Origin of the sequence: Treponema sp. (genome assembly GCF_052169735.1) — a bacterium.
Classification (GTDB): domain Bacteria; phylum Spirochaetota; class Spirochaetia; order Treponematales; family Treponemataceae; genus Treponema.
On record NZ_JBQNBW010000020.1, the window covers coordinates 22,545 to 37,254 of the forward strand.

At 45.9% G+C, this 14,710-nt stretch carries 7 protein-coding genes and 1 pseudogene; 3 read left to right on the forward strand and 5 right to left on the reverse strand.

The window, feature by feature from the left end:
- Position 1: 1 nt before the first annotated feature.
- From mutS to ACTTJ8_RS04965, 3 genes and pseudogenes are all read left to right on the forward strand, one after another.
- Positions 2 to 2,659: a DNA mismatch repair protein MutS gene (mutS, locus tag ACTTJ8_RS04955; protein ID WP_442720490.1), complete on the forward strand. Its 2,658-nt coding sequence runs from the start codon at positions 2 to 4 to the stop codon at positions 2,657 to 2,659.
- A gap of 473 nt (positions 2,660 to 3,132) precedes the next feature.
- Complete coding sequence (locus ACTTJ8_RS04960; protein ID WP_442720491.1) at positions 3,133 to 3,942, forward strand: undecaprenyl-diphosphate phosphatase; 810 nt, start codon at positions 3,133 to 3,135, stop codon at positions 3,940 to 3,942.
- A 2,246-nt stretch (positions 3,943 to 6,188) separates the two neighbouring features.
- Positions 6,189 to 8,057: pseudogene (locus tag ACTTJ8_RS04965) on the forward strand (DNA translocase FtsK); the annotation flags it as partial.
- A 195-nt stretch (positions 8,058 to 8,252) separates the two neighbouring features.
- Here ACTTJ8_RS04965 and ACTTJ8_RS04970 read toward each other — a convergent pair.
- The 5 genes from ACTTJ8_RS04970 to ACTTJ8_RS04990 form a co-directional block, all read right to left on the reverse strand.
- A complete protein-coding gene (locus ACTTJ8_RS04970; protein ID WP_442720492.1) occupies positions 8,253 to 8,843 on the reverse strand; it encodes a CDP-alcohol phosphatidyltransferase family protein in 591 nt (196 codons plus the stop codon).
- Positions 8,844 to 8,849: 6 nt separating this feature from the next.
- Positions 8,850 to 10,136, reverse strand: a complete 1,287-nt coding sequence (locus ACTTJ8_RS04975) for a hypothetical protein (RefSeq protein ID WP_442720493.1) — start codon at positions 10,134 to 10,136, stop codon at positions 8,850 to 8,852.
- Between the two features lie 156 nt (positions 10,137 to 10,292).
- Positions 10,293 to 11,171 (reverse strand): pepsin/retropepsin-like aspartic protease family protein, encoded by an 879-nt coding sequence (locus ACTTJ8_RS04980; protein WP_442720494.1) that lies wholly within the window; start codon positions 11,169 to 11,171, stop codon positions 10,293 to 10,295.
- A gap of 105 nt (positions 11,172 to 11,276) precedes the next feature.
- On the reverse strand, positions 11,277 to 12,857 hold the full coding sequence (locus ACTTJ8_RS04985) for an ATP-binding cassette domain-containing protein (protein ID WP_442720495.1): 1,581 nt from the start codon (positions 12,855 to 12,857) through the stop codon (positions 11,277 to 11,279).
- Between the two features lie 520 nt (positions 12,858 to 13,377).
- Positions 13,378 to 14,229 carry a CPBP family intramembrane glutamic endopeptidase gene (locus ACTTJ8_RS04990; RefSeq protein ID WP_442720496.1) on the reverse strand — a complete coding sequence of 284 codons (852 nt, stop codon included), beginning with the start codon at positions 14,227 to 14,229 and terminating at the stop codon, positions 13,378 to 13,380.
- Positions 14,230 to 14,710 lie beyond the last annotated feature (481 nt).

Below are 14,710 nucleotides of genomic sequence, written 5' to 3' on the forward strand. Positions count from 1 at the left end.
TATGAGCAAGCAAGTCTCCTTAACCCCAATGATGCAGCAGTATCTCTCGATAAAAGAGCAGCACAAAGATGCGGTGCTTTTTTTCCGGTTAGGAGATTTTTATGAGATGTTCAATGATGATGCGCTTGAGGTGAGTAAGCTGCTCAATCTGACATTGACACAGCGGGTAGGGAGTCCCATGTGCGGCATTCCATACCATGCCTCGCGTATCTACATTGCCCGGCTTTTGCGTGCCGGAAAAAAAATTGCCATCTGCGAACAGGTTTCGGATGTAGTACCCGGAGAGCTGACCGAGCGGAAAATTACGGAGATTATTACCCCCGGTACTGCAACCGGTGAAGACTTTCTTGAGCAAGGACAGAATAATTATCTTGCCGCGGTCTCCTGCACCCCAAAAGAGATAAGCCAAGATGGCGTTACCGATATTTTTATCGGTTTTGCCTACCTCGATGTCAGCACGGGAGAGTTTTTTGCAACATCCTTTCCCCGCTCCTCCTTTGATGAACAATTTAGAAAAGAGCTGGGACACATACAGCCGCGTGAAATCCTTATTCAAATGAGCCTTGCCGAATCCGTTCCTACATTGAAGGTACTCTGCAGCGAATATCCGCATATGCTGCAAAACCTCTATCCTGACTGGCATTTTTCTGCTGCGACCGCAGAAAAACGGCTTTGCGCCTGCTTCGGTACGGAAACGCTCAAATCATTTGCAGTAACGGCAGCCTCACCCGAACTGCCGCCCGCAGGACTCCTGCTGCAGTACTTGGATCAAACAACGGGGGCAGCACTTACCCATATCACCGGTATAAAAGTATATCGAGACCGGGATTTTGTGATCATAGACGACGCAACCCGCAAAAATTTGGAATTGTTGCAAAATTTACATGACAGCACGGATGCATTCACTCTTTTTGAAACTGTCAATCATACAAAAACAGCCATGGGAGCACGACTGTTGCGGCAGTGGTTGTATCAGCCGCTCCGTACAGCAGGCGAAATTAAAACCCGGCTGGATAAAACAGCGGCGCTATATCGCAAAGAAAAAGAATTGGCAGCGGTACGGACTATCCTTGCCGATGTCCTCGACATACACCGGCTTACCGGTAGGGTTGCCATGCAGCGGGCGCACGGAAAAGACCTACTCGCTATTAAGCAAAGCCTTAAAGCCTGTATTGAGCTGGCAAAACTCAGCAAAACAAAAAAGCTCTTTTTTTTGCAGCTGCCGGAAGGAGACTTCCGCACTATGGAGCAGCTTTATACCATTCTTGACCGAAGTATTGCCGAAGATTGCCCTATTGCGGTAAGCGATGGAGGTTTAATTAAACCGGGATGGTCGGAAAAGCTTGATGAACTGCGCAGTACACTAGATAACGCCAATAAACTGTTAGAATCATATCTGGAACAAGAGCGGACTCAATCCGGCATCAAAAGCTTGAAAATAAAATACAACCGGCTCAGCGGTTATTTCCTTGAGATAACACGAGGCAGTCTCAAGACAGCAGAGATACCCGAACATTTTATCAAACGGCGTTCTTTAACGACAGCCGACCGCTTTACAACGGAAGCCTTGAGTCAGCTGGAAGCAAAGCTGAATGATGCCGGTGAAAATATTATCACGTGTGAAAAAGAACTTTTTTTAGCAGTACAAGCCGAAGTGTTCGATAGAATTGAACTGCTGCATTTACTGGCAAAAGAGGTCGGCGAATTGGATGTGTTGCAGTCCTTTGCTCATACAGCCGTACTCCATGCCTGGGTACAGCCTGAGTTTTCGGATAGCGGGATCATGGACATTCGGGAGGGGCGGCACCCTGTTGTAGAAACACATCTGCCTTCAGGCGAGTTTGTCCCCAATAGTATTGTGCTTTCCTCCGCTGCTGACCCTGCGATACCCGCATTCGCTTTGATTACCGGTCCCAATATGGCAGGGAAAAGTACCTTTCTCCGTCAAACAGCATTGATTACCCTGCTTGCACAGGTTGGGTCTTTTGTACCGGCAGAAAAAGCAGTGCTGACTCCGGTTGACTGTATTTTTTGCCGGGTAGGAGCCAGTGACAACCTTGCGCGGGGAGAGTCGACATTTTTAGTAGAAATGACAGAAACAGCCTATATCCTGCGGAATGCCTCCGCTCACAGCTTAGTCATCATGGATGAAATAGGACGGGGTACCTCTACCGGCGACGGACTTTCTATTGCACGGGCTGTCAGCGAATACCTCCTCCACACCATCGGAGCAAAGACCCTCTTTGCCACACACTATCACGAATTGGCAAAACTAGTCCACCCGCGGCTTAAAACCCTCTGCTTGGATGTGCTAGAAAGTGAAGGGAAAATAGTATTTTTAAAAAAAGTGATTGAAGGGATTGCCGCACATTCCTACGGTATCCATGTTGCAGAACTTGCCGGTTTACCGCAGCCGGTTATCCAGCGGGCAACGGAACTGCTCTCCGCAGCTATTCCGGACAATTCTGTCTCCAGCTCTGCTGCCGCAGCTCAAGACTACACCGTTCCTGAAAAGAAAAAAGCTGCACCGGAGCAAAACCTTTTCACCGATGAAGAACTGATCATCAATGAGATGCTTTCAGTGAATACTGATGCGACTACACCTATTGAAGCTCTCCAGATGATCAGCCGCTGGAAAAATACCCTGTTGAACGCTTAGCTCTTAGCAATGTATAAAGACATACATTGCTGAGCCTTCCATAAAACAGTCTACCTTTGCAGGGTGGAACATGTCTCCGTCGTACCCTTGCTTTAGAGCTGCGGGCGATTAAGAATAGTCAAATCATTGCTTTTGAGCTACCGTTTGTATTTCAGGTTGAAAATGTGTTTCAAGCTCCTTTTGAGTAATACCTCAGATAACAGCGAACGTTTCATTGAGACTAATATCTTTGAGATTAGTCAAAATCGCTGAAAATACCGATTTTGCTGAGAGTAAAGGTTTTCAAAGGCGGACTCGTAAGCATTTTAGAATAGTTGTACTCGGCAGAGGTTAAAGGAAATCAGAAAACTACACGGTAGACGCTGTTAACTACCGCCTTATATCTGCCGATACCATAAACGGATCAAATCCTCAAAGCCTGCAGTATGCCTGCGCGTTACACTGCGGTTTCTTTAAAAACTTAAGGAAGATTTATGACTATTGTACAAGCAATTCTGCTCGGTGCCATTCAGGGCGTTGCCGAGTTTTTGCCTATTTCCAGTTCAGGACATCTTGCAATCGCCGAATATTTTTTAGGACAGACCGAAGTCCCCATCATTTTTGATATTTTGCTGCATATTGCGACACTTGGGGCAGTGTGTATCGTTTTTTATAGGACAATATGGAGGCTTTTGACTGTACTTGGGCGTTTTGTGATCAGAAAAACTATAGAGGATGATAAAGCCGACCTGAGGTTGATTGCCGCGCTGCTTATTTCGACTGCGGTAACGGGCGTGCTGGGTATTATAATGAAGGATATTGTGCAGGCAAAAAATCCGGTATTTATCGCGGTATGCTTTATGATCACCGGTATTGTGCTGTTTATCTCCGGGCGGATTAAGCCGAAAAAAACAACGCCGGTACCGTCGATGCTGCAGGCTGCGCTTATCGGTGCAGCGCAAGGCGTTGGAGTTCTGCCGGGTATTTCCCGTTCAGGTTCTACTATAGCGGCAGCGCTTTTGACCGGTTTAGACCGTGAACGGGCGGGAGAATATTCGTTTCTCTTGTCTATTCCTGCCATCATTGCAGCCTTCCTCTTTGAATTGAAATCTGCTGATACGATGACCGGCGCTCTTGGTGTTCCCGCTCTTGCGGCAGGGATGCTGACAGCCTTTATTGTCGGTCTTTTTGCCCTGATCTTTCTTCTTAAACTGATTAACAAAGGGAAGTTGGGGCTTTTTGCCTACTATCTTATTCCTGCCGGTATATTTGTGCTGACAGCAGTTGGTATGTTTCATATATAGCAGTAATAGTATAGTAGGAACCGCTAAAACCGAGCCGAGTTTGTAGCGGTTCCGCAGCGGTGTATAAGCCGGTTCAAGAGAGGTGTAAAATGCAGGGTAAAAGCCCTATTAATCGATTTAGAATTTTAGCCATTGTGTTGAGTATAATGTTATTTTCTGCCGGTATCGCGGTAACGCTCGGTATTTTTTTACCGATTGCGGGATTTGTACCGGCTGAGCAAGGGCTGTTCCGGTTAGGTCAGCGGATGTTTTCGGTCTATGGTTTTTCCGCTTTTTTGATTCCGCTTTTCTTTCTTTATGGGGCTGTACTGCTGTTTATTCCGGGATGGACACGCGAGTCAAAGGCTGTGTTCCTTGGGGTTCCGCTCTACTTTGTTACCGCAATTATCGGGGAGCGGCTTATTGCAATCTTTTCTCCTTCTCTTTCTATTCCGGTGGTGCGTCATTTTGTTACAGTTTCTATCTTGATTTGTACTGTGCTGCTTGTGTGCTTTGAAATTTTTTTAATGCTCATGCTGAGTGAAAAGCTCATCGGCCGCCGGTTCTTGAACCGCGATTCTACTGAAGATGTGCTTTCCGAAAGCGATGAGTCCGAAACACTATTCGACACAGCTAGTACTGATACAGATAGCACTGCCAATTTTGCTGCGGCGAAAGCTAAAACTGCCGGAGTTGATTCAATGCCTGTATCTCAAACCGCTTCTGATTTACCGGTAGCGGCTGAACCGGCATCCGATACACCGGTGAGAGGAGCTGCGGTGCCGCCCGATGCATCACCCATCAATGAATCTCCTGCTTCGGAAAAAGCCGCCGTGTGTGAGGTTGCACCGACTCCTGCCGAGCCTAAGTGCTCCGGCTCAGTAGACAAAAGCTATGCGGTATCGGCGGATTCCGGTAAGGCAGGAGGTAACGGGTCTGCGATGCCGTTGGGTAGCGTTGTAGGAACGGTATCTTTCACAGCTGCGCATACAAAGGCAAGGGCCTCCGGCGCTGAAGTTCGCAGCGGTTATCATTCGGAGACTGTGCCGGATGAACATTCTGATCCTTCTACAGAAGCGGGCGCATTATTCCATACACACTCGGATCCTTCAGCGGAAGCAGAATCCGCTCCGCGTTTAGACGTGATGCCGGTATCACCACTTCCGGCTTATCAGGCAGACTCCTCTGAGGATGACCCCATAGCGCCGCTTCCGCTTTCTACGCCATTATCTGCTGTGATCGGTGAGAGCGCTGCATCCGGTGAAGATTCATATACAGCATATATTCAAGCTCATGGCGGCGCTGATACACCTACTGCTCAAACTCGCGGGCTGGCAGCCGAAGCTGGCAATACCGAATCCGGTGCCGTTTCTTCCGCAGGTACGATGATGTGTACACCAGTGCCGACTGCTGCGAACTCCCCATCTGATTCTGCCGGTTCCGCAGTTTCGAAATCCTCGTCTACCGAGGTTCAGTATCCTGCTCCGGCATCCTCTGCTGCAGGATTGCAAGAGGCTACGCCTGTAGTCCCTACAATGCCTGACTCCATTGGTGCAACAGCTCCTGCTTCCGCCGCTATTGTTACGGCAGTTCCGGCATCGGCGCTTACTCAATCTCCGGAAACTGCTCCGCTGCCTGTTTTTGATCCTGCTGATCCCGATAACCTCTTTACCAGTTTGGAAGAAATTACTGAACCTATCGAACGTATTAAACGAGGAGAGATACCGCAGCCTGCAGCGCTAAAGCAGGAAGCGGTTTCTTCCGCTGCCGTGCAGCCGCAATCAGTTGTTGCCAATGTCCCCGGCGTTTCGGTGCCGATTAGCGAAGCTGCTAAGTGTGATCATGCGGCAGCACTTGAGCCTCCATCTGAAATCACGATACCCGTTGCTGAAGCCGTAGCACCGCAAGCCGTTGAGGCATCTGCCGCTTCCGGTATAGCGGTGCCTATAGCCACCGCTCCCATTGACGATACGCCTCTTGATGTTTCCGAAGCGGACACAGAGGATGATTTCCTGCCCGATGAACCGGTTGATGAGAACTGGGAGCTTGAAATGCCGCTCGTTTTTACGAACGGCATACCGCTTCCAAATGAGCGATCCGATTTATTAGATACGCTGGTGGTCTCTGATACATTGCCGAAGTCCGAGTGCGCACCGCAAACTGTTCTGCCGGAACAGCTTGCACAGACCTATTCGCGTGAAGCCTCCTCACCGGGAGCACAACCGGTACAGCACACAGTAGATAGGATACAGCGTTCCCAATTCGCACCGGAGCCAAGCCCCCGTACGGAAGAAGTACAAAGCGAATATGCCAATCCGGTTTCTCAGGAACAGTTTGCACCGGCTGAAACTACGGAAACAGAGCCGAGAGACGCTGCTGCCGGTTTCAGCACGAGTGCAGCAGATACAACGGCAGCAGCAGAACCCACGAGTGCGGAAACATCATGCGCTGCTGCAGACGGAGTCATATCCGCAGCATTCGACCAGACGGCTGCTGAGGGGACTGCTCTATCGAACGGAGACATCAGCACGAACGAAAATGGGGCACAAGTGGAGGCGCTTGATCCTGATCCAGGAGATATGGAACCGGAGGACAGCGCAGACGAAGAAGATGATTCGCTAGCAGATGATGACGAATCTGCCGCAGACGAGACTTTCTTAGAGTCTATAGCACAGCCTGCTCCTATTATACCTGCTAAGCCGGTAGTACCTCCGCCTCCTCCGCGGAAAAAGTATGCAATACCGTTCGATCTTTTAACGAACTATCCCGATGGGGAGTATTGGATAGTTGACGATGCAACCCGCAGATCTGCACTCATGCTGAAATCAACCTTTAATGAGTTTAAAATTGATGTGTCGATTACCGGAATTCGCAAAGGGCCGGTTGTTACCATGTTTGAAATGCTGCCGTCTCCGGGAATCAAGCTTTCTAAGATTACCAACTTGCAGGATAATATTGCGCTGCGTCTTGCCGCTTCGAGTGTCCGTATTGTAGCTCCCATCCCGGGCAAGCACGCAGTTGGCATTGAGGTTCCGAATAAGAAGCGTTCGATTGTCAGCTTTAGGGAGCTTATCGAAGCTGACTTACCGGAAGCGGCAAAGATGGCTATTCCTATCGTAATTGGAAAGGATGTTACGGGAAATCCGCAGCTGCTTGACCTTGCACAAACACCGCACCTTCTGATTGCGGGAGCAACCGGTTCGGGAAAATCAGTCTGTGTGAATACAATTATCCTATCGATTCTCTATAATCGCCGTCCTGATGAGGTAAAACTTATCCTTGTTGACCCCAAAATTGTAGAATTAAAGCTCTACAATGATATTGCTCACCTGTTAACGCCGGTTATTACCGAACCTAAGCGCGCCTTCCAAGCTTTGCAGTACGCACTGTGCGAAATGGAGCGGCGCTATGCCTTGCTTGATAATATGGGTGTGCGTGATATAAAGACCTTTAATACAAAGATCAAGTCGGAGCGGATTGCAACAGAGCCGCTTCCGTATATCGTTATCATTATTGACGAGTTTGCAGACCTGATGGCAACGTCCGGGAAGGAGCTGGAAGCGACGGTTGCGCGTTTGTGTGCGATGAGCCGTGCTGTCGGTATTCATCTGGTGCTGGCTACGCAGCGTCCTTCCATTGATGTCATTACCGGTTTAATTAAGGCAAATATCCCCAGCAGAATAGCCTTTATGGTTGCCTCCAAGACCGACAGCCGCATTATTTTGGACGAAATGGGCGCGGAAAAGCTGCTTGGTAAGGGAGATATGCTCTTTGTGAGCGCTGCCCAGCCCTTCCCAACCCGTATGCAGGGAGCCTTTGTTTCGGAGCAGGAAGTGGAGCGGGTTGTATCTTGCGTCAAGGAATACTGCGAGCCGGAATATATCGATGACGAGATTTTTGTGGATGATGATGATGACTCGTTTGATAATGCGGTATTTTCAGATGATAATGATCCGCTCTATGATCAGGCTTTGGAAATTGTTACTTTTGCAGGCAAGGCATCGGCTTCCTACGTGCAGCGCAAGCTGAAAATCGGCTATAACCGCGCAGCCCGGCTCATCGAAGAAATGGAAGCCCGCGGCATTGTCGGACCTGCAAACGGTTCAAAACCCCGCGAGGTTATCCGGCATCGGTAATGAATGGCAGAATATCCTCTGCCGGAACCGCTGATGCGCTGCACTATTTTTGGATAGTTGCCTTAGATTTAGATGCGATGTTTCGAAAGTAACAAACTTTTGGGGCATCCCTTATCGCTCATAAAAATCAGTACCGTTCCTGTTCCTGCTATTTTTTGTTTTGTAATGCAGCAGAAAGATAGGGGTTTGTTAAAACTATGTTTCTAATGCCGGATGCATTCGATTTGTTTTTACTGTTGCTGTAAGTCTTTGATAAGTCGAGATCAAAGAGAAAAGTAAGAGACCTATACAAAAAGCATAACGAATGATAAAAACGAGCGATGGCAAATATATACTGCAGAGCACAATTACGGTAGGTAAAATATAAAATCCTATGGCTGTATACCGGCCGACACGGTCAAACATAAAAACATGAGACCGGTACTGCATACGTCTTACTAAGCGTGAAGTCAAGATAAATTCAAAAAGTTTTACAGTAACAAGAATCAAAAACCAAGCAGGTAAACAGCCCAAGCGGTACAGTGCGTAGCTTGAGGACATAATATAGAAAAAGTCACAAATGACATCTTCTATTGCACCAAAGCCGCTTTGAACCTGAAATGCGCGCGCACATTTTCCGTCCAAAAAATCGCTTAACGCAATACCCAAGAACAAACAGAGATAATAAATACCGCGGATAGTTCCCGTTGTTATTTCCATATAAGCAAAGACGGATAAGGGTATTCTGGATAACGTTAAACAATTAATGAGCACAAACGCTGCATATTTTTTTCCAGTAGTGTACATATTTTATTACAGCTTGTGTGAAAGCCGGGAAACTACGCTGAGGTAAAACACGGGCTGCAGCTTTTGGTTGAAACCTACCTGAAAAGTTAAAGGAACGCTATCGTAAAGATTGTAGCCGAGTCCGCCGCCTGCTTCATAGAAGAGAGAACCTTTGCGCCGTTCGGTAATACCGAAGCCGACATCGGCAAAGAGCGAAAGAAAAAAGCCGTTTGTTTGGGCGGTAATCCGCGCAGGGTACCAGCGAAACTCGGCGCTGAACAGATGCATATCTTTAAACAATGCCTGCGTTTTAAAGGTACTGCGCCCGGTCATGCCGCTTTGAGTTTGTCCGATTGCATAGCGGCGGAACGGCGCAGCCTTGCCGTACTGCACGGTTGAGGTATGAAAGAGCGAATACATGAACGCAATATCAACATAATAGAGATGAAAAGAAGCGGGAATTGCCGCCGAAACGGTATAATAATGAAATGCAGCCTTCGGTATCCAATGATAATAAAACGCAGCGGTACCGGTACTCTTAAAAAAACCGAGATCGGTAAGGAAAAAATCCAGCTGCAATCCTGCAGAAACCTGAGTAACTACCGTCGGTGCGGTTGTAGTACTCCACACATCTCCGATGATCTCATTTTTCCGCAGCCGTCCGGCAACAAGCGGCATGGTTACCTTTATTCTGGGAAAACTAAAACCGAAGGAAGTTATCCCGTAGACCGCTTGATCAGCAGCTTTTTTATGCATGGCGAAGGGAACAATGTCATATACGGCGTAGCCGCTCCAGAAGAAAGACTTTTTCTGGAGCGCTAATCCGACCGAGGTATCCAGCACCGGTGTATCGGCAACCGAGAACGAAAACCCTGCATTGGGAAAGACACTGAAGTCTTCCTTCCGATAAAACCATCCGAATCGTACTGATAGCGGTAAGCCGTAATACTGCGAAATTATTTTAAATGCCGACACCTTAACGTGAAAATCCAGCGGGACATTCGCCGAAGTGCCGGAAGCTGTGCCACCGGAATTGCCGGCAGTATCCGTGGTGTGTCCATCAGCTCCGGTATTACTGTCAGGCGTCTCTCCCGTTGCGCTCCCGGATGCCGCTACGGCATGATCCGCTACCGCGTTATCGGTTTCGGATGTAACAGAAGCCGATGCCCCAGCGGTATTCTGCGCAGACTGTGCATATCCCGTTACCCCGGCGCACAACAGCAGACAAAGCACACAATACCGCCGCATCTCACGGCTTATGTTCCGTATCATCTTTTTCGTAGTGATCTTTTGAAAAAGTAAAAATTCATCCATAACTTTTATACATCTCCATTAAAACTGACGGCAATCGAAAGTATACCAAAATAGCTCATATCCGTCGTGTGCTTTTCAAGCATATCTTTTGAAATATATCTTTTGCGTTCGCAGCGATTTTATTTAATTGGTAATGTGTAATTTAGAAGCAACGTATCAAATATCCTTCCCGAATAAAAAGAGCTTTTTCAAATCTGTGCTGATTATTGTTTTTTGTGAGGAAAGAAACGGATAACCTAACAGTCCTTGAATAGGAAGCGTTCTTTTCGCATTCAAGTGAGCCATACTGCTGGTTACTGCTGCTTGCGGCTGCGGAAAAAGCTGACCACCTATGTTTAAATTCTTTATACTGCCGTGCTGCACCTTTGCCGAACTGACGGCGCCGCATAAATCAGTTGTATCGCTTATTTCAAAAAAATCCATCAGTTCAGAAACGAGGTCTTGTTCAATGAGGTGAGCTTCTGCTCCGGTATCAATACCAAACCGATATGTATGTGCGCCTATTGATACATTAACAACCGGAATATGATCTTCAAGTTCAAAAGGTATAGCAATACTGTTATCGGTAAAAGATTCTCGTGCGTTCTTAAAAATATCGTTTTTAATAAATGTGATTGTCTGCCGGTTATAATCAAGACATACCGCACATTGCATGATTATATCAGCGCCGATAAGCCCGAAAATAGGGGCGCACTCCAATGCCGTTTCCAAATGAGATAGATCAAGCATCAGAATTTCTTGTTGGCGCAGCTCAATATTTGCACATTGTAAGAGCTCAATCAGAACTGAATGAACAGCAGCATGAGAAGCAGAACCTGAATCGCCTGCTGTATCCTTGTTAACGTCTTTGATTGTTGTTTGCTTTATATCAGTAAAAAAATCTTTACTGAAATGCGCTGTATTGATAACACTCTGTCTAGCTCCGCTATCAAATAAAAACGGATAGTGTTTTTCATTAACACGGGCATCTAGCATTATCAACTTTTTTATCTGCCTAAACGGAACAGTGCAGATATTATCTGTTACAATAAGCATATTTTTTCTCCTCTTTTGTAAATAGATGGGCATCTGCGTTGCATTGCTAAAAGGGCACAGTATACCCGGATATTCAGTTACCAATTATCCATTACAAATTAAACATTACCAATCTCCCCGTTCAAGCGTTCCGCAATCGCCTGTCCTGCTAATCCGCCACAATTCCGTATAGTTACAGTTCTGTAGAAAAACGCTGTCGTGGCTGATAATAATAAGCGCACACGATATTTCTGCAAGAGCTGTTTCCAGAAGTCTCACAGAAAGGATATCCAAGTGATTGGTCGGCTCATCCAGAATAAGAATCCTGAGCGGTTTGCACATTGCAAGCGCAATCATCAATTTGCGGAGTTCGCCGGGGCTGATCCTTTTGCCGTCAGTAAAGGTAAGCAGCGTTTCGGGATTTGCCCCCATGCGGTATACCATTGAAAGAACTCCGCTTTGTATCTCCTTATCGAGCGAAAAAAAGTGAGCCAATATCGCATACTCCTCTGCTTCAGGAATTTCCTGCGGCAGATAAAAACAGAGACCTGCATCATCACTCCTTCTTTGCAAATCGGTTTCCTGTATACTATTCAATATCGTATGAGCAAGCAGTGTTTTGCCTGTTCCGTTCGCTCCCGTTAGCGCAATGCGGGACTGTTTCCGTACGGTCAGTTCAGGAATTTGCACGGTATATCCGCCCGTTTCTCCTGCGGTAATCGTTTGAGATTGCAGATGTACAAGCACGTCCGGAACAAACACCGCGGGATCCGATTGCGCCGGTGAAAAACCTTCCTTACGATTGAGAGGTTTTGCTTGCGCGTCGCGCCGTTTCTCGGCTTGCTCCCGGCGGCTGTCAAAACGTTTTTTAACCTTGCCTGGTATACTGTTTTTGCCTGAAAGGAGTGCAAGAGCTATTTTTGCCTTTGCATCATGATCTTTACCATCTTTCGGATTTTTCAAGCGTTTTTCAGATCGTTCCGCCTCACGCCGCCACGTATCGGAAAGCGCTTTTGCTTTTGAAACGCCGGCATCGGCTTTATGCCATTCCGAAAGACAGGACGCTCGTTCTTCATCCCAAAGTTCGAGCGCCGCGCTTAAATTGGCAGGATAGAGCTTACTGCGGATTGCATCGGCACCGCCTGCAAACACAGCCGACTCTCGATACACATACAGTGTTGCGGTACATAGCACATCGGCAAAGGCGCGGTCGTGGCTGACGATAAGCCCTGTACCGTTAAACGATTTTAAGGCATTTACAATCAGCTCCTTTGAAACGGCATCCAAGTGATTAGTCGGCTCATCAAGCAGCAACACCGAAGGGCGCTCCGCCAAAGCGCATGCAATTTGTACCCGTTTCTTTTCTCCGCCCGAAAGCGTTTCCCAACGGTCAAGCTGATCTGCCGCAATACCAAGCAACGAAAAAAAGCGGCGCGTTTCGTTATCTGCATCCCAAAACAATGCGTATGTATTATCAGGCAGCTCCGTACTGTTTTGCGCACAGTATACCGCCGATCCGCATTTAATGCTTCCCGAAAGCGGCAACAGCATCCCTGCAATCAATTTGAGCAGCGTCGTTTTTCCGCAGCCGTTTGCCCCTGCAACACATGTCCAAGAGGCAGTTCCGCCGAGTGTTGCCGAAAACCCATCAAACAACGTCTCCGCAGAATCCGGATATGAAAAAGAAATATCTTGTAATGTTATCATGTAGACGACTGTCTCCTTTTATCAATGGGTAATGTTTAATTACGACATACTTATGTATAAGGTGGGGGAAGTCTCCCCCTGAACTCCGGCTCTTGCCGCCTTTTCTGCTATATTGGAGCAAGGATTTTCGGTTCCCTCAAATCTTGCTTCTTCTTTGATATAATCAGCGGCAAGTATCCTCCGTTACCCCCTCGTTTAATTAATGAGTAATCGGTAATTACCCTACGCTGCGCGTAAATTGCTTTGAAATCTTTTCTATGCTTCTAAATTTCGATTTTCTCAGTGTTCACACTCACTCATATATTGTCTTACTTCAGCAGCAGGCAATATGCGTACCTGTGTATGCAGATATTCCTGGGCATCTCTAAAAACTCGGTTAGATTTTTAGAGATGCCCGACGAGTATTTTTGATAAGTCTTTACATTGTTATGACTTATCAAAAAATATCGCAAAAGAAATCTAAGGAAAACCTCTCAAAACTGAAGTTTTGAGAGGTTCCCTCCTTATATTCGCAATGAATCTATTTTTCCCTTTTATACTTTACCAATACAGCCAATAAAATAACAATACCATATCCGATGATTGCGGGTAATCCGCTTTCTATGCCAAATTTACCGCCTGTTATCCATATATTATCACTGCGGATTGCATATGATAGTAAAGCAGCAGAATCTGATTTTACTGAAATACCGGTAATGCCGAGAATAAAAAAATTCCACACACCATGCACTACTATTGAATTATTTACCGTATCACTTGCATATGTAACGGATGAAAACATCACACCAACCGCTATACCGGCAAGTAGTAATTGCAGAATATCGATTATTCTCATTCCTCCCGATATATGCAACAGGGCAAATACAGCAGACGGTACAAATGCGGCAATTTTTCTATTCCATCGTATTTCTACCAACTTCATGATATATCCGCGGAAAAGTATTTCTTCACAAACTCCTGCGGATAATCCGAGACTGACAGCAAAGCATAGCTTTTCATGCATCTTTATGTTATTAACCGATAATGTGCCGTTTATAAAATAATAATAAAATCCTATTACACAGCAAGGTAAAATAATTGAAATGAGAATAAATAATTTTGATGGTTTTATATTGTTTATTCTGAAAAAGTCTAATTGTTTTCTTAAACCTTTCCGGATATAGAGCAATATCAACGAGAGGAAAAATAGAATACTAAAACAACAGTTTATAATAATGATAATGCTATTAACACTAATAATATTCGACAAAGCTTTTGATAATACCATTGCAGTAATATTTGCGATAATAAAAAGAATAATACCGATAACACAATGCAATACGGTTTTAAAACCGAACCTGTCATTTTCAATAGCAATAAATGTATTCCACATAAAAGCTTCCTTAAAATTGAACAACTGAACAAAGTATCAACTTTTGAAGTTGTTCAATTCGTGCGCGATAGCGCACATATAATCAACGATGTTTGCCGTAAGGCAAACTCGCCGTGTTTTTCAGCCGCGCTATTTTAGCGGCTGAAAATAAACCTTCCTTTAAAATAAGCATCTGAAAGGATTTTTAAATCCTGAAGATGATTATTTTTCTCCATTTCGTAATGAAATGAGAAATGGCATACAATAAGCAAGTTTGTGCAGTCAAACTTGACAGTGTTTTTCAGCCGCGCCATTTTAGCGGCTGAAAATAAACCTTCCTTATATCTAATTCGTAATCCCTAATTAAGCATTGATTACAAATTACCTATTGATAATAAGCGATGTTTCGTCAATTTACAACGTCCATGTTGTAAATTGACTTGCGAGGGTAAGTTGTAAAATAAAATGCCCCAAAAAAGGAGAAAAGAAACGGTTCACCTGA